Below are 16,159 nucleotides of genomic sequence, written 5' to 3'. Positions count from 1 at the left end.
CATGAATTCGAAAGTTCTCACGGTTCGGGAAGCGACCCTCGGTGTGCTTCGCTCCTTTGGCGTCGATCGCGTTTTCGGCAACCCCGGCTCGACCGAGCTTGCCTTCCTTGGCGACTGGCCCGACGACATCGACTACGTGCTCGGATTGCAGGAAGCCTGCGTCGTCGGCATGGCAGACGGCTATGCGCAGGCCACGGGACGAGCGGCGTTCGTCAATCTGCACTCGGCGGCTGGGCTCGGTCATGCCCTCGGCAATCTCTTCACCGCATTCCGCAACAAGACACCGATGGTCGTGACAGCCGGGCAGCAGGCGCGCAGCCTATTGCGGATGCGACCCTATCTCTTCTCCGAGGACGCCGCACAGTTTCCAAAGCCCTATGTGAAATGGAGCGCCGAACCGGCGCGCGCCGAAGATGTTCCAGCGGCGATCGCGCAGGCCTTCCTCACCGCCATGCAGCATCCCCGCGGTCCGACATTCGTGTCGGTCCCGTCGGATGATTGGGCGCGGCCCGCAACCGCTCCACCGGTCCGCTGCATCGCGACGGAGTTTGCGCCCGATCCGGCGGCGATCGTTCGGCTCGGCGCGGCGATCCGAGCCGCCAAAAAACCTATCTTCGTTGTCGGACCCGAGATCGATCGCAGCGGCTGCGTCGACGCGATGGTCGCTGTGGCCGAGCAGGCGAGCGCGGCCGTTTGGGCAAGCCCGATGTCGAGCCGTTCGAGCTTTCCGGAATTGCATCCGCTGTTCGCCGGCTTCCTTCCGGCAGCACCGGGAGGGCTCGCCCGCGCATTGCGCGGCGCCGATCTGATCGTCGTGGTCGGCGCGCCGGTGTTTACTTTCCATGTCGAAGGACAATGTGAATTGCTCGACGACGGAACGCCGGTCTGGCAGATCACGGATGATCCGACGGAAGCCGCATCCGCTTCTGTCGGTGACACCATCATCAGCACGCTCCCAAAGGCGCTGGCTGGGCTGCTGTCGGCGATGCCAGGGATCGCGGAGCGCGAGGTGCCGGCCGCGCGGATGCGGCCTGCCGTTCCTGCCGCGCAAAATCGGCTTCCGCCCGCTTATGCGCTCGCCCGGCTCTCCGCGTTGATGCCGGCCGATGCGATCGTGGTCGAGGAGGCGCCGTCGCATCGTCCCGCCATCCAACAATTCCTACCACGGCCTGGCGCGGACAGCTTCTACACGATGGCGAGCGGCGGACTTGGTTATAGCCTGCCGGCCTCGGTCGGCGTGGCGCTGGCGCGGCCAGGCCGCCGCATCGTCGCCCTGATCGGTGACGGATCGGCGATGTATTGCATCCAGGCAATCTGGACCGCGGTGCAACGCCGCCTGCCGATCACTTTCGTGATCATGAACAATTCAGGCTATGGCGCGATGCGCGCCTTCAGCCAGCTGATGCAGGCGCATCGCCCGCCCGGGATCGACCTGCCCGGGCTCGACTTCGTGGCGCTCGCAAGGGGAATGGGTTGTCCGGGGCAGCGCGTGACCGATGTCGGCGACGTCGACGCCATCTTGACCGAAGCGTTGGCATCAAGCGGTCCCGCGCTGGTCGATATCGCCGTCGACGACGCCACGACGGACCTGTTCAGCCATCCGCCCTAGCTGGCGGCAGAGGGGCTGGTCCGCGGCGACAAGACAGCCGATGGAAATTTGCCTCCGAAGGCACGGGTCTTCGGTTGGACACGCGACCCGTCGATCACCTCGAGTTGTCCGCAGCGATTCAAGGTATGCAACTTCCTGCCGGGCCATGCTGGCCCTGGCCGCAGAGAGTGGCGGATAATCTGCTTGAACGTCGTCGGCGACAGTTCGACGATTTCCGCCAGGGCGAGCGCTGCCCCATATCCGCCGGCACAATCCTGGACCGGGCGCCACAATTTGTCATTGATGGTGACGAAATTCCCCGCAGGCCGCGTGCTCGCGCGGTCGATCAGGACCGGGTTGCTGGCATGCGGCAACCACGGGCCCATGAGGTGCTCGGCGTGATAGATCGCCAACGAATCCGAATACCCGCCAGTGCCATCGCGCCAGGCTCCGAACAGATAGTGCAGGCCGTTGTGCCGCGTGATCGTCACATCGGCGAGTTCAAGTCCTGAAAGCAGCGTCGCGTGGCGCTCCCATTTGTCCGGGAACCGAACGCATTTATAGATGGCGACGTCCCCATTGGTCGAGCTCTCCGGGATCATCCACAATGCGCCATCGTCCTCGATCAGGAACGGATAGGAGAGGTGCCAGGGCTCGTCCAATACGGGCACGACCGCTCCGACCGGGCCCTTATCGTCGAACTCGATCGCGGAAATGATTCCTTTTCCAATCCGGTGATCGAGATCCTCAAAGAAGACGAATGTTCTTCCCTGCCACGTGATGGGGAAAGGATCGGCGTAGAAGTGGTTTCCGGGATCGGCAAGGACGTTCCAGCGAGGCCCTGACAGGTCTCCGGTCTGCCAGACGCCTGCGCCCTTGTTGATGCGCCATCCGACATGCCAATGCGGGGCGTAGCAGCAGAGGCGATAGATCTCCTTGGCGATCGATATGGTGAGGCCGCGCGCGACATAAGCCGTTGGCGGGCGGCCGTTGTCCGCTCGGGCCGGTCGTGCCAGCTGCGGCACGATGCGCGGTCGTCCCGACAGGATGGCGGCCACCATGGTCAGGGTTCGCGCCATGACCGTTTCCAGGCCCCCGCTCAGACCGGCCGCGATTTCGGCGGAGGGATGGCCACGATCGAGGACTGCACCGTCGACCTCGTCGACGATTTCGATCACCGGCAGATCGCCGGCGAGAATGGCGGCAAGAGCTGCGTTTTCGCCTGCCACTCCATTGAACAGCGGGCGGAGATACTGCCGGGCGGAGCAGTTCGGATCCCGCGCGCCACCGGTGAAATCGACGACGACGTCTGCCGTGCCGGCGCGAGCCTGCATCCGGTCCGGACTGATCTTCAGCCTTTCGGTGCCGCTGTGTTTGCCCTTGTGCAACACCAAACGTTCGAGCTCGAACAGCATGTCGAGACCCGCCGGCCGCGGCTCCGCCGTTGCCGTCCACGCGATCTGGACCGGTACATCCCGCCCGTCGATCGACAGCGTCTCGCGGCCCATCCACCGCCGCGCATTCTCAATTTCACAGCGAAACTCGATGGTCATGTCGAGCCGATCCGTTTCCATGCGCCCCGATCAAATGACCTGGCCGAGAATTCGAACGTATTCCTCCACCATGGCGTCCACTGAATAGCGCAGCTTCAGGCCTTTGGCGTTTTGCCGCAGTTCGTCGCTCAGTCTTTGGTCCGTCAGGAGCCTCGAGACGGCCGCTGACAGCTTGGCGTGATCGGAGGCATCGACGAACAGCGCTGTCGGCTTCCCTTCGACGGACAACACTTCGCGCAAGACCGGAAGATCGGTGACGACCGAGGGAACGCCGGCGTTTGCAGCCTCCACAGCGGCGAGGCCGAAGGTCTCCGCCTGCGTCGGAAATACGAACACGTCGAGAGCGGCGAGAAACTCCGCCATCTGGCGCGGGGTGATTTCGCCGAGCAGATGCAGCCTGTCCGATACTCTCAGCTCATCCGCCAACTGCCGCAGCCGGGCCTCGTCGGCTCCCTGGCCGGCCAGCGCGAGATGCCAGGATGGTTGATCCGGCAACAGACGTATCGCCGCGTCGAGCCGCTTGTGCGGGTGCAATCTTGCTGCGCAGCCGAGCAGGGGGCTATCCGGCGGGAGATTGAACTTCTGTCGCGCAGCTTGCTTCGACAGGGTGAGCGCCTTGTCGTCGAAGCCGTGCGGGACATGCACCATGCGCGCGCGATAAGCCCTGGGGTAGCGCGAATACTCGCGCTGCATGTCCAGCGAGTTGAGCGTGATGCGGTCGAAGAAGCCGAGGCTGCCCATGACGATGTCGGCCGTACGGACCGGCCAGCTCATCGACAGCGCGGATGAAACCTGATTGGCGATGACAGGTGCGCGGCAGATCAGGCGCGCCACACCGGCGCCGATGACATTGCCGAAGTGCTGAAAGGTCAGAACGGCGTCAGGCCTGGTGGCCCTGATATGGCGGCCGAGCGTCCACAGCATTTGCAGCAGCGCCAGCGGATTTCCCGGCCGGCTCGACGCGCAATAGACCGTGTGGGGCGGCTCATCGAACGAATCCGACTTGCGGAAGAAGAAAAGATTGGTGACGCGATAGCCGCGGGCGGTCAGCCCGGCGCCAAGCAGGCGCGAGATCTCCTGCGCACCGGCGTTCTCAGCCTGGGTCTGTACGAGCAGCACGTGCGGCTTGCGTCCGCCACCGTTGGGCGACGGGAGTGCTGTCGCAGTCGTCTCGCCCAACGCCTTGTTTGGCTGGTAATGCAGCACGGATCCCGACCCATTAGAGAAGCGAATTTTTCACCTTCTTAACTCCGTATCTACCATGCGGGCATCGCGCGGACACCGACTAGCAATAAACGGAGTTAATGCGCCCTGCCGCAAGGGCATGAGGGAATTCCGCTGGTTCCGACGAAGTGCAGAGGACGCGGGCAACCGCCGATTAACCATCGATATTTGGGTTGGAGCGGGCCCACTAAAGCATATGAAAACGACGCACATTCCGCCGGTGCGCCGACGGCTGCTGGTGCGCTCTCCTTCATGCGGGACACGCGCGACATATGCTGACGCTCTATTCGCCGGAGTCCGCGCCACGGACCGCGTAGGCGCTGGGCTTCGATGCGGAGAAGCGCAGAAGCCCTAGAATCGAAGGATCGACGCCGGTTCGCCGGCGACAGAGGATGTTGAGGACGATGGTCGCTAACGCGAGCGACACAGTGGCCGAGATCGCTGCGCCAAGAACGCCGAGCCAGGGAATGAGGACGAGAAATCCAACCAGCCGTAGCGCTACGTTCCCGGCAATCACGGGGACATACTCGCGCTCATGGCCGGTCAGTTGCAATATCGCCGCAGACGGACCGCCCGCCGCCTGGACCGCCGTTCCGATCGCGAGCACGATCAGGACCCAGTGCTGCGCAGCGAAATGTGGCCCGAACAAGTTGAGTAGATGGGGACCTCCAACCCAGATCAGGAGGAGTCCGCTGACCACGCACACCGCGGTCACTTCCGCCATGAGCCGCAACGTTCGCTCGAATTCCTGATGGTTCTTGCTGAAGTACAGCGAGGGGAGCCGACGTGCGCCAAAGCTGTACAATGCGGCCGACAGCATGGCGAAGATGTTGGCCAGGCGCGAAGCGGCAAAATAAATTCCGGCGGTTGCCGGGTCCAGCATCCAGTAGACCAGAATGACGTCGAAATACTGGTTCGCGGCTTCGAGAATGGATGCGACCCAGAAATGAAGCGCGCTCGATCTCCAGCGCGACGGCTCGGAACGCACCGCCGTGCCGCGGAAATCCGGTAGAACTCGCGCAATCGCGATGATCTGTGCGACCAGTCCGACCGACATGGCAATCGTCATCACGGCGATCAATTCGGCGGGATCAAGCTGCCGATGGCCGAACATGATTGCGAGCAGAAACAGCACCACGCTGACTCGCCAGAAGAACTCCCTGTTTCCTTCCCCCATGAGAATGCTGACCAGCGAGCGTGCGATCTGGCTGCCAAGCATCAGTCCGGCATTCACGGCTGTGTAGGCCGACACCGCGACAACCAGCAGCCACGAGGCGCCTTTGATGTTCGCGCCGATCGCGATTGCGCCGATCGCAATCAGCATCGCGACGGAGGAAATCTTGAAGCTCGATAGCAGCACGCCCTTGGTGAGATCAGGCTGATTTCCCACCCGATACTCGTTCAGAAATCGCACCAGCAGCGATTCCTGGCCCACCAGACCGACGACCGCTGCCATCTGGGCGACCGAAAGCCAGGTCGCAAAGATGCCAAACCCATCGGGCGACATCGTTCGTGCCGCAAGCGAGAACAACGCGAACGCAAGCGCGCCGCTACCAACCTTGAGAAGGATGGTTCCGGCAACACCGCGCGTCACGTCGCGCCGCATGAACTGGACGATGGATTCGATCATGGAGATTTAAGGGGCAACTTCCCCTGAAGAGACATTTTCCGATTACCTGCGACAGCCTAGCATGCCGAAAAACCGCGAGTGTTAATGGACGGCCTCCATGATCCCGCCGGCCGCGGCGACGTCGCGGCCATGCCTGTTGCTTCACTATGGAACATCGCTGACCCCATTGTCCCAGATAGAGCAAAGTGCGGCCTGGTCGCGTGGCGGCAGAGCGCCGCATCGACGGCCGATGAGGCGAGATGAGCCGTTGGAATGCGGACCGGCTCGGCGGGAATGGCCATCCCGAGCAAGGCGCGTGCCGGATCTCATCGGGCCGGGCAGGTCTCCGCTGCGTTAACCGAGATATCGAGAAATGATCGCGTTTGGTCCTGCGATGCGACATCAGGCGAGAGAATTGCACGGGCAACCATCGTTGACCGTGGGAGCCTGGACCATGACGGCGGATAGCAACGTGACCGAGCCGAGCGCTGGATCTGCGACCGCGGCGATCGTCGTCGACATCGCGATCGTCGGCGGCGGCCTTGCGGGCTCGCTCGCGGCGGCCGTGCTCGCGCGGGCAGGGCATCGTGTCGCTCTCGTCGACAAGCGCGCGGTCCATCCGGACGAGTTTCGGGTCGAAAAAATAGGCGGCCGTCAGCTGGAGATGTTGCGCAAGCTGGGCTTCCTCGATGCGCTCGACAACGTGGCCTGTCGATATGATCAGGTGCTCAACATCAGGGAAGGCAAGGTGGTCGATGTCAGCGTCGGCCGGGCTTACGGGCTTCCATATGCCGATCTCGTCGCCATGGCGCGCAGCCAGCTGCCTGATCCGTCCAGCCTCATTGTCGATGAGGTCACTGCGGTCAATTGTCGCGACGATCTCCAACATGTCGAGCTCGCGTCAGGGGGGCGCATAACTGCGCGCCTCGTCGTGCTGGCCACGGGCATGGCGGGCGTGCTCGGCTACAAGCTCGGCATCAAGCGGCGCGTGCTGGCCGAGCGCCATTCGGTTTCGTTCGGCTTCACGATCGCCCGCCGCGACCACGCGCCGTTCGATTTCGAGGCGTTGACCTGTTATGGGGAGCGCACAGCGGACGGCATCGATTATCTCAGCCTGTTTCCCGTGCGTGCCGGCATGCGGGCAAATCTCTTCATGTTCCGAGACCCGACCGATCCGATCATGCGCGAGCTGCGCCGTGAACCGGAGGCGACGGTCTTGCGCCTGCTTCCGGGATTGCGGCCCTACCTTGGCGACTTCCACGTGATCGACCGGGTGCAGAATTGGGTGATGCACCTGTCCGTCGTGGAAGGACATCTCCAGCCCGGAGTCGTGCTCATCGGTGATGCGTTCCAAACGAATTGTCCGGCCGCCGGCACGGGCGTCGCCCGTCTGCTGGTCGACGTCGAGCGCCTCTGCACCGAATATGCGCCGCGTTGGCTCGGGACCGAGGGCATGGGTCGGGAGAAGATTTCTGAATTCTATTCCGATCCCGACAAGGTCGCGGCGGACCAGCAGTCACTGAAGATGGCGCGCTTCCGGCAGGCCCTGACGTCCCGCAACGATATTGGCTGGGACGTGCGGCGGCGGCTGCACTTCCTGCGACGCAGTATCACCCACCGGCTCGATCAGATGCGGCCCGGCTGGCTCGCGCAGGTTCGAAGCGCGCTACGCGCCTGAGAGCGGCACCCGGTCGGCCCCTCGCACCGGTCAGCGCGTCGGCGTTGAGGTCCGGGTCGGCAGGAACCTGAACTCCGACATCCGCTTGGCGGCCAGCTTGAGCCAAGGCGCCTGTTTCAGTGCGAACAAGGAGATGGCGCCCGTGGTGCTGCCCGCCTGCGTGACCGTCCACATCGGTGAAGGCTGAGCGCCGAACTGCTTCTTGTAGGGCTCGTCGCCGATGGTGAAATCGAGCATCTGATCCCCGCGCTCGATGCAATCCTTCGCCACCTGCTCGAACATCAGCGCGCCCAAGGACTGGCTTTTGTATCCGGCAATGTCGAAGGCGCCCATGATCACGAGGAAGCTGCCGTGATGGCTGAGTCCGAGCACGGCTGCGATGACCTCGCCGTTCATCTTCATCGCATAGAGCCGGACAAAGGAGCCGAGGCCGCGCTGCGCCACGTCGGAATAGAAGCCGTAATATTCGGGGCGCTGGAGCAGATCTCCGTCGCCGTGTGCCTGAAAGCGCGGCCCGCGAAATTTCTTCATCACGTCCAGCACCTCCAAGACAGCGGCACTGTCGCGGCAGCATGAAAAACTCAAGTCCCCCTTCTTCTGGAGCTGCCGGGCTTTCTTTGCGAGCTCCTTCTGGTAGGAACGGTCCAGCGCACTGGCGCGCCATCGCTCGAACGGCGCGACCAGAACGGTCGCATAGGCATTGGTGTCCATCGCTATGCGGCGGGGCGCAGCCAGCAGGTTCTCGATCGGAAGCCGTCCATCCGGCAGCTTGGTCATCCGGAGCAGATCGAACGGGCGGACGAGGCACCGGATTTCTGCGCAGGCACTCTCGTCCTTGAGCAGCTCGGAAAATACCTGCGGGCTGCATACGGGCGCGAGGTAGTCGGAAACGCGGAGGTCGGCGAATTCGACGGTCCGTATCGGGCCGCGCCGGATCCGCAGCAAGGGCAACACCATCGCAAGGGCGCCCGTCGCGCGGTGGCGGACCACGACAACCAGAGGAGTTGCGCTCACATGAGACGCGAGCCTGGTGTAGATGGTGTCGAGCCAGAGCGGATGCTGGAACGCGGTGGCGGCCGAGTTGTCGAACAGCTCCGCGTAGTCCGGCGACAGGAAGTCGAATCCCTGCTCGATGGCGATGTCGAATGTGTTGCTAGGTCTGTTCATACGCAACCAAGAAAGCAGATGGCTCGGGACGATTGATGGAGCCGGATCTACGCTCTATAGCAGGGTCGTTACGGGGGAGACACCGGCGGCGTATGATTTGCATTAATCCTTCGAGCGAGGCGCGTATGGTTACCAAACCGCTAATTCCTCATCGAGCGGCCTCGCAGCCGAAACAGCCACGACCGCGTCAACCCCCCTCGTCAGAAATATTCCACTTTACCGAAATTCGGTTTTAGCGTATGTGTCGTCCATCCCGGCTCATCCTTGAGGGGCGATCTTGTGGTCGTCATGTTCGCGAGCCGGGCTTGCGGTGGACGCGGCAGCGTTCGGGTGCGAGAGGCTAAGGGCAGGGCGGATTGCTCTCCGTGAGCCCAGGCTGCGTTCCGACGAGCGGCGCTGCTAGGCTTCGTCTCGTCTGTAAGTTTCCGGCTCCGTCGACAGGGCTGGGAAAACTGCGGCGAAATGGCGAGCCGTGCGTACGGCAAAACCGTGTGGTCCTGGCCGTCGTTGCTACGGTCAAGCCCTGGCGAATGCGGCATCTGCGTCAACCGGCGCGGGTGCCGGTGACTTTCGTTGGGGTGAGGGAGGCCAGAACGAACTCGGCTCCCGGGAGAGCACGGCATAAGCCGTCCAACCATCGCGCAGGGAAGGCCGAGTGATTGGCTACACCTGTATGCTGCTGTGCGGTTTTCCTGCGTGTGCTTTTCGCGCAGCGGACCGCGGGTGCCAGCCGGCACCCGGCCTTCCCTGCGCCCTCTTGGACAAGAGGGTGAAGCGACCAAGCAAAGCTCGGGCGAAATGCGCCGCGAGAACGCGAAGGCGTGTCCGTCTACCTTGAGATTCCGGTTCGAGCACCGATGTCTTGTCCCTAACGCTAGGGACAGACACGTTGCCGCGATCCGCTTAGCATGATCCGCCCGCTTGCTCGGGACCGCAGGAGGGAACGCGTATGTCGGACGACGTGCCTTCTGGGCAGCGTCGGTGCGTCCCGGAGAGCAGTGCAAGCTCGAGCCGGGGCGCCCGATGCAGCCGGCGGAGTCATCAAAGCGGACAGGGAGGAACGGGACATGAAGATCGGTTTCGCGCGAGCCTCGCTTCTTGTGGCATGCGTCCTTTTTGGAAATGCTGCTCACGCGGACATCAAAATTGGAATTGTGATTTCGGCAAGCGGCCCGGGATCCGCTCTGGGACAGCCGCAGCTCAAGACGGTTGCAGCTCTTCCGAAAGAGATCGGTGGAGAGAAGGTGACCTATATCGTCCTGGACGACGAGTCGGATTCGACCAAAGGGGTCCAGAACGCACGCCGGCTGGTGATCCAGGATAAGGTCGACGTGCTGGTCGGCTCCTCTCTGACCCCGGTGACCATGCCGATGCTGGATGTCGCGCTCGAATCGAAGACGCCGCTGCTGTCGCTCGCTGCCGCTACGGCCATCGTTCAACCGATGGATGAGAAGCGTGCCTGGGCTTTCAAGGTCGTTCCCAATGACGACCTCATGGCGGCCGCCATCCTCAAGCATATCGCGACATCAGGCGTGAAGACGCTCGGCTATATCGGCGTTTCGGATGGCTACGGCGAGGGCTACTACAAGGAGGTGAGCCGCCTCGCGCCTGCGTTGGGGCTGACCGTAGCCACACATGAGGTCTACGCGCGCGCCGACAGCAGCGTCACCGGTCAGGCGCTGAAGGTGATGTCGACCAATCCCGATGCCGTCTTCATCGCGTCCGCAGGAACTCCGGCCGTCCTGCCGCAGCAGGCGCTCCGCGAGCGCGGATACGCCGGGAAGATATTTCAGACACACGGCGTGGCCAGTGAGGAGTTCATCAAGCTCGGCGGCGCGAACGTCGAAGGTGCGGTATTCGCGGGCGAAGCTTTTACCATTGCCGCCGATCTTCCCGCAGGAGATCCGTTCCGTCGTTCGACGGAGGAGTTCGTGACCGCGTATGAAGCGGCGAACGGACAAAAGCCCAACATGTTCGCTGCTCACCTCTGGGATGTCGTGGCACTGATCGGAAAAGCTGCACCGGATGCGCTGAAGACGGCAAAGCCTGGCACAATCGAATTTCGCGCGGCGCTGCGGGACGCACTCGAGCGTGGGCAGAACATCTATCTCAACAATGGGCTGTCGAACATGAGCAAGGCCGATCACAACGGCTATGATGAGCGCTCGGCCTTTCTCATCAAGGTCGAAGGCGGGAAGTTCCGCCTGGCAAAGTAGCGGCGCGCCGATGCACGATCTGGTCTGGTCCGCCTCAGACCCAGCCGCCATCGACGATGTAGTGCTGGGCTGTGCAGGCAGAAGCCTCGTCGGAAGCGAGGAAGATGGTGAACTTCGCGACCTCGTCGGGCATGAGCTTGCGCTTCAGGCATTGTCGTTGCATGAGCTCGACCTCGCCCTGGGGTGTCATCCATTTATCGAGCTGGCGCTCAGTCATGATCCATCCCGGCGCTATCGCGTTCACGCGGATATTGTAGGCGCCGTAATCGCGCGCCAGAGAGCGTGTGAGACCGATCACACCCGATTTGCTGGCGGTGTAGGCGGCCATGCCGCCTTGTCCGGCGATCCACGATACCGAGCCGAAATTGATGATAGCGCCGGCGTTCGCCGCCTTCATGTCCGGCAACACGGCCTGCGCAGCAAAGAACTGGTGCTTCAAGTTGACCCCGATGCGGTCGTCCCAATATTCCGGTGTCATTTCCTCGGTGCTGTGCCGCTCGTCATGCGCGGCATTGTTGACGAGGATGTTGATCGCGCCGCGCACATTGCGCGCCTCCGCGACACCGGCACGTAACGCGGCAATATCGGTCAAGTCGACACGCATGAAACGCGCGCTAAGACCTTGATCCGACAGCTCGCGTGCCAGCGATTGGCCCGCGTCGACATTGATGTCGAAGAACACGACATTGGATTTCTGCTGTGCGAAGCGCCGCACGATCGCAGCGCCAATTCCCGATGCGCCTCCGGTGACGAGAACGACCTTGCCGGCGAGGTCGGAATAAACGGCAGCCATGGATATCCCTCGATTTGCGTTGGGGGCAGCGCGACGCGGCCCGACTCTCCCGCTCACCTTAGCGACCTCCCTCGTGAGGTGCATAGGTCAGAATTTCAGTTGCGTACCTCAAAAATCGAAGGCAGGATTGCATCAAAGAATAAGAGCCCTTGGGAGGAATGTGATGAGACTGCTCGGGAAACTGGGACTAGCCGTTGTCGCATGCCTGTTCGGAGCGAAACTCGCTGCGGCCGAAACGACGGTCAAGTGGCTGCACATCGAGGCCAACCCGGCCCAGGTCAAAATCTGGGAGGAGGTTGCGCGCGCCTATGAGGGGTCGCATCCCGGCGTCAAGGTCGAGATGCAGTTCCTCGAGAACGAGGCCTACAAGGCCAAGCTGCCGACCATCCTGCAATCCAGGGACCGGCCCAACATCATCTACAGCTGGTCCGGCGGTGTCCTGAAGACGCAGATCGAGGCCGGCGTGCTCGACGACATCACCGATTCCGTGAAGGGCTACAGCGACAGTCTCACACCCGCGGCGCTCGCCGCCTTCACCAGCAACGGCCGTGTTTATGGTCTGCCCACGGCGCTCTCGCAGGTCGGCTTCCTCTGCAACAAGGAGCTGATGGCCAAGGCGAAGGTCGACCCTGCCGGGATCAAGAGCTGGGACGATCTGCTTGCTGCCGTGAAGACGTTGAAATCCGCCGGCGTGACCCCGATCGTGGTCGGCGGCGCCGACAAGTGGCCACTGCACTTCTACTGGACGCATCTTGCTGTGCGCATCGGCGGCAAGGCGGCGTTCGATGCGGCGCTGCGTGGCGAGAACGGCGGCTTTGCCGGGGAAACCTTCCAGAAATCCGGCGAGCTGTTCAAGCAACTCGTGGATCTCCAACCGTTCCAGAATGGCTTCCTGGGTTTCAAGAACCCGCAGGCGGTCGGCTATTTCGGCGACGGCAAGGCGGCGATGACGCTGGCGATCAGCACGGTCTATCATCTGCAGCGCGCTCTCGCCGCCGACAAGATCGGATTGACCGAGGACAAGATGTGCTGGTTCGACTTCCCGGTCGTGACCGGCGGTAAGGGCGCGCCGACCGATACGCTCGGGGGCATCACCGGTTGGCTGATTACGAAAGGCTCGCCGAAGGAGGCTGTCGATTTCCTGAAGTACTTCGTCTCCAAAGAGGTGCAGACGCGGCTTGCCGCCGGCAACTTCATCATCCCGGTGGTGCAGGGCGCGGATGTCGGCCTCAACAACGGCTTCATGAAGCTGATCGCCGCCAATCTGGCGAAGTCGAACTACCACCAGAACTTCTATGACCAGAGCCTGGGTCCGTCCGTCGGCCGCGTCGTCAACGACGTCACGGCCGAGATCGCCGGCGGCAGCATGAGCCCGCAAGAGGCCGCCAAGGCGATCGAGGCGGCGTGGAAACAGGGCAACTGACGGTGACGCGGCGGACCGCGAGCGTGTCGGCGATCGGCGCTGCTGGCGAGATGGTCCCGCAGGTCACGGTCCGTGGCCCGAGTTGGGACGGCAGGCTGACGGTGCTCATCCTGTTCCTGCCGCCGGCGCTGCTGTTGTTCACGTTGTTCGTTGTGCTGCCGATCGGCGAAGCAGCTTGGTACTCGGGCTTCAATTGGAACGGATTCGGCAGGCCGACCAACTGGATTGGCCTGGACAATTACCGCTTTGTGCTGGAGACCCGCGCCTTCTGGCTCGCTCTGCGCAACAACGGCCTGATCATCGCTGTTTCGCTCGCCATCCAGCTGCCGCTTGCGCTCACCCTGGCCTTGATGCTCGCCGAACGCTTTCGAGGGGCGGTGGCGCTGCGCATGCTGTTCTTCATGCCCTATATCCTGGCGGAGATCGCAACCGGGCTGATCTTCAGCTTCGTCTATGATGGCGACTACGGCCTTGTGGCCTCGATCTGGCGCAGCTTCGGCGCCGAGCCGCCGCATCTGCTTGCATCGACGGATACGGCCATGCTGGCGGTGCTGATCGTGGTCGTCTGGAAGTACTTTGGCTTCCACATGATGCTATTCATCGCAGCGCTCCAGGGCCTCGACAAGAGCCTGGTCGAGGCGGCGCGTATCGACGGCGCGACCCGATCGCAAGCCTTGCGACATGTGGTCATCCCCTTGCTCTATCCGACGATAAGGCTCTCCGTGTTCTTCGCCATCGTCGGCTCGCTGCAGCTGTTCGACCTCGTCATGCCGCTGACGCGCGGGGGGCCAGCGGACTCCTCGAACACGATGGTGAGCTTTCTCTACAACAACGGCATCTCGCGCATGCGGGTCGGCTACGGCAGTGCCATCGGCGTCATTTTGTTTGCGATCTGCGTGACCTTTGCCTTCACGTACAAGCGATGGTTCATGCGCGATGAGTAATGCCAAGGCGATCCGCGCGCCATTCGATCCCGCAATGCTGTTCAAGCTGGTGTTCCTCGCCGTCGTCGCCATCATCGTAGTGGTCCCGCTGCTTGCGACCTTGTTCGGTGGTTTCAAATCGCTCGGCGAGCTGCGCGTCAATCCGTTCGGCCTGCCACGTCACTGGGAGTGGCAGAATTACGCCGACATCCTGTTCTCGGCACGCTACTGGCAGCTCTTGCGCAACTCGCTGATCATCTCGACCCTCACGGTGGCCCTGACCCTGATCGTCGCCTCGATGGCGGCGTTCACCTTCGCCCATATCAGGTTCTATGGCAGCTCGATGCTGCTGAGCTACCTGACGCTGGGCCTGCTGTTTCCAGCCGCGACAGCGGTGCTGCCGCTCTTCATCAAGGTCCGCGATCTCGGATTGCTCGATACATACTTTGGCGTTGCGCTGCCGCAGACGGCTTTCAGTCTCGCCATGAGCGTGCTGCTGCTGCGGCGTTTCTTCAAGGACATCCCGTACGAATTGCTGGAGGCCGCGCTGGTCGACGGCTGCAGCTATATCAAATTCTTCCGCTATGTGACCCTGCCTTTGTCCCGGCCGATCCTGGCGACCGTCGGTACCATCACTTTCGTCAACAGCTGGAACGCCTATCTGCTGCCGCTGGTGATGCTCAACACCGACGCGCTCTATCCCTGGCCGCTCGGTATCATGATTTATCAGGGCGAGTATTCGTCCGAGTGGCATCTGATCCTGGCCTTCATCACGTTGACCATCCTGCCGACGATCATTCTCTTCCTCCTGGCGCAGAAGCACATCGTCGCAGGCCTCACCGCCGGCGCGGTCAAGGGATGAACGGTACCTCACGGAGATCACAATGAGAAAAGTCGGCATCGGCATCATCGGCTGCGGCAATATCAGCACCGCTTATCTGAAGGCGGCCCAGCGCTTCGCGGTCATGGAAATCAAGGCGCTCGCCGATATGCGCAGCGATGCGGCAGAGCGGCAGGGCGCCGCCTTCGGGTTGCCGGCGATGCGGGTTGATCAGCTGCTCAAGCGAGACGACGTCGAGATCGTCATCAATCTCACCGTGCCACTCGCCCACACCGACGTCAGTCTCGCAGTGCTGAACGCCGGCAAGCACGTTCATTCCGAGAAGCCGCTCGGCATCAACGTCACGGAAGCGCGCAAGGTGATGGAGCTCGCTGCGCAGAAGAGTCTTCGCGTCGGTTGCGCACCCGATACGTTCCTTGGCGGTGGGCACCAGACCGCGCGCAAGCTGATCGACGATGGCGCGATCGGCACGCCCGTGGCTGGCAGCGCCTTCTTCGGCTGCCCCGGCCACGAGCGCTGGCATCCGGCGCCGGGTTTCTATTATTTGCGCGGCGGCGGGCCTATGCTTGACATGGGCCCGTACTACATCACCGATCTCGTGCAGCTGCTCGGCCCCGTGGCGAGCGTGATGGGTTCGACCGCGCGCCCGAAATCCGAACGGCTGGTCACCAGCCAGCCGATGAACGGAACGCTGATCCCGGTCGAAGTTGCGACCCATGTCGCCGGCACGCTCGAATTCGAGAGCGGGGCGATCGTCTCGATCGCGATGAGCTTTGACGTGCCCAAGCACCGGCACGCGCCGATCGAGATTTATGGCGACAAGGGCAGCATGCTGGTGCCGGACCCGAACCGCTTCGGCGGCGAGGTGCAGGTCGCCAAGGCTGGCGGCGACTGGGAGCCGGTCCCGCTGACCCACGGTCATGTCGATGGCGAGTTCCGTTCCATTGGCGCCGCCGATATGGCCTCCGCGATACTGAACAACCGGCCGCATCGTGCGAGCGGCGCGCTCGCTTTCCACGTGCTGGAGGTGATGGAGGCGTTCAAGATCTCTGCCGACGAAGGCCGGCGCGTCAAGATCGAGAGCCGCGTCGAGCGGCCGGCGATGCTGCCGGCCGGGCGCGAAACCGGACAGATCGACTGAGGG

12 protein-coding genes are annotated in these 16,159 nt (G+C 62.8%); 7 read left to right on the top strand and 5 right to left on the bottom strand.

Going from position 1 to position 16,159, the window contains the following annotated elements:
* Nucleotide 1 precedes the first annotated feature (1 nt).
* Nucleotides 2-1,609, top strand: a complete 1,608-nt coding sequence (gene mdlC, locus RX329_RS28715) for a benzoylformate decarboxylase (protein WP_317244699.1) — start codon at nt 2-4, stop codon at nt 1,607-1,609.
* Here the strand turns inward: mdlC and RX329_RS28710 are convergent.
* From RX329_RS28710 to RX329_RS28700, 3 genes are all read right to left on the bottom strand, one after another.
* Complete coding sequence (locus tag RX329_RS28710) at nt 1,606-3,141, bottom strand: hypothetical protein (RefSeq protein WP_026233643.1); 1,536 nt, start codon at nt 3,139-3,141, stop codon at nt 1,606-1,608. The two genes, mdlC and RX329_RS28710, sit on opposite strands and share 4 nt — an antisense overlap.
* Nucleotides 3,142-3,171: 30 nt before the next feature.
* Entirely contained in the window at nt 3,172-4,347 is a 1,176-nt protein-coding gene (locus tag RX329_RS28705) for a glycosyltransferase family 4 protein (protein WP_317244697.1), read from the bottom strand.
* A gap of 301 nt (nt 4,348-4,648) precedes the next feature.
* Complete coding sequence (locus tag RX329_RS28700; RefSeq protein WP_018458715.1) at nt 4,649-5,995, bottom strand: lipopolysaccharide biosynthesis protein; 1,347 nt, start codon at nt 5,993-5,995, stop codon at nt 4,649-4,651.
* A 433-nt stretch (nt 5,996-6,428) separates the two neighbouring features.
* On the opposite strand from RX329_RS28700, the gene RX329_RS28695 reads away from it, so the two are divergent.
* Nucleotides 6,429-7,652, top strand: coding sequence for an FAD-dependent oxidoreductase (locus RX329_RS28695; protein WP_018458716.1), 1,224 nt, complete (start codon nt 6,429-6,431; stop codon nt 7,650-7,652).
* A 30-nt stretch (nt 7,653-7,682) separates the two neighbouring features.
* On the opposite strand, the gene RX329_RS28690 is transcribed toward RX329_RS28695, so the two are convergent.
* Nucleotides 7,683-8,819 (bottom strand): GNAT family N-acetyltransferase, encoded by a 1,137-nt coding sequence (locus RX329_RS28690; protein ID WP_317244694.1) that lies wholly within the window; start codon nt 8,817-8,819, stop codon nt 7,683-7,685.
* A 1,067-nt stretch (nt 8,820-9,886) separates the two neighbouring features.
* Between RX329_RS28690 and RX329_RS28685 the strand changes: the two genes are divergently transcribed.
* A complete protein-coding gene (locus tag RX329_RS28685; RefSeq protein WP_317246451.1) occupies nt 9,887-11,035 on the top strand; it encodes an ABC transporter substrate-binding protein in 1,149 nt (382 codons plus the stop codon).
* 34 nt (nt 11,036-11,069) lie between these two features.
* Here the strand turns inward: RX329_RS28685 and RX329_RS28680 are convergent, their stop codons facing one another.
* Nucleotides 11,070-11,828, bottom strand: a complete 759-nt coding sequence (locus RX329_RS28680; RefSeq protein ID WP_018458719.1) for an SDR family NAD(P)-dependent oxidoreductase — start codon at nt 11,826-11,828, stop codon at nt 11,070-11,072.
* 163 nt (nt 11,829-11,991) lie between these two features.
* Here RX329_RS28680 and RX329_RS28675 point away from each other — a divergent pair, with 163 nt between their 5' ends.
* The 4 genes from RX329_RS28675 to RX329_RS28660 are packed head-to-tail and all read left to right on the top strand — an operon-like array spanning nt 11,992 to nt 16,156.
* Nucleotides 11,992-13,251 (top strand): extracellular solute-binding protein, encoded by a 1,260-nt coding sequence (locus RX329_RS28675; protein WP_018458720.1) that lies wholly within the window; start codon nt 11,992-11,994, stop codon nt 13,249-13,251.
* Nucleotides 13,252-13,253: 2 nt separating this feature from the next.
* Complete coding sequence (locus RX329_RS28670) at nt 13,254-14,195, top strand: carbohydrate ABC transporter permease (RefSeq protein ID WP_410706524.1); 942 nt, start codon at nt 13,254-13,256, stop codon at nt 14,193-14,195.
* Entirely contained in the window at nt 14,188-15,036 is an 849-nt protein-coding gene (locus RX329_RS28665; protein ID WP_247299707.1) for a carbohydrate ABC transporter permease, read from the top strand. Before RX329_RS28670 ends, RX329_RS28665 begins: the two co-directional genes overlap by 8 nt.
* A 22-nt stretch (nt 15,037-15,058) precedes the next feature.
* Nucleotides 15,059-16,156, top strand: coding sequence for a Gfo/Idh/MocA family oxidoreductase (locus tag RX329_RS28660; RefSeq protein WP_317244692.1), 1,098 nt, complete (start codon nt 15,059-15,061; stop codon nt 16,154-16,156).
* Nucleotides 16,157-16,159: the final 3 nt, after the last annotated feature.

Origin of the sequence: Bradyrhizobium sp. BWC-3-1 (assembly GCF_032917965.1) — a bacterium.
Lineage (GTDB): Bacteria > Pseudomonadota > Alphaproteobacteria > Rhizobiales > Xanthobacteraceae > Bradyrhizobium > Bradyrhizobium canariense_D.
The sequence above is the reverse complement of the archived record's forward strand: the minus strand, read 5'-3'. Positions and strand labels throughout refer to the sequence as shown.

What these genes read in the sequence shown, in the direction of transcription:
- mdlC (WP_317244699.1), top strand. Translation starts at nt 2, where the DNA reads ATGAATTCGAAAGTTCTCACGGTTCGGGAAGCGACCCTCGGTGTGCTT.
- RX329_RS28710 (WP_026233643.1), bottom strand. Translation starts at nt 3,141, where the DNA reads ATGACCATCGAGTTTCGCTGTGAAATTGAGAATGCGCGGCGGTGGATG.
- RX329_RS28700 (WP_018458715.1), bottom strand. Translation starts at nt 5,995, where the DNA reads ATGATCGAATCCATCGTCCAGTTCATGCGGCGCGACGTGACGCGCGGT.
- RX329_RS28695 (WP_018458716.1), top strand. Translation starts at nt 6,429, where the DNA reads ATGACGGCGGATAGCAACGTGACCGAGCCGAGCGCTGGATCTGCGACC.
- RX329_RS28690 (WP_317244694.1), bottom strand. Translation starts at nt 8,819, where the DNA reads ATGAACAGACCTAGCAACACATTCGACATCGCCATCGAGCAGGGATTC.
- RX329_RS28685 (WP_317246451.1), top strand. Translation starts at nt 9,887, where the DNA reads ATGAAGATCGGTTTCGCGCGAGCCTCGCTTCTTGTGGCATGCGTCCTT.
- RX329_RS28680 (WP_018458719.1), bottom strand. Translation starts at nt 11,828, where the DNA reads ATGGCTGCCGTTTATTCCGACCTCGCCGGCAAGGTCGTTCTCGTCACC.
- RX329_RS28675 (WP_018458720.1), top strand. Translation starts at nt 11,992, where the DNA reads ATGAGACTGCTCGGGAAACTGGGACTAGCCGTTGTCGCATGCCTGTTC.
- RX329_RS28665 (WP_247299707.1), top strand. Translation starts at nt 14,188, where the DNA reads ATGAGTAATGCCAAGGCGATCCGCGCGCCATTCGATCCCGCAATGCTG.
- RX329_RS28660 (WP_317244692.1), top strand. Translation starts at nt 15,059, where the DNA reads ATGAGAAAAGTCGGCATCGGCATCATCGGCTGCGGCAATATCAGCACC.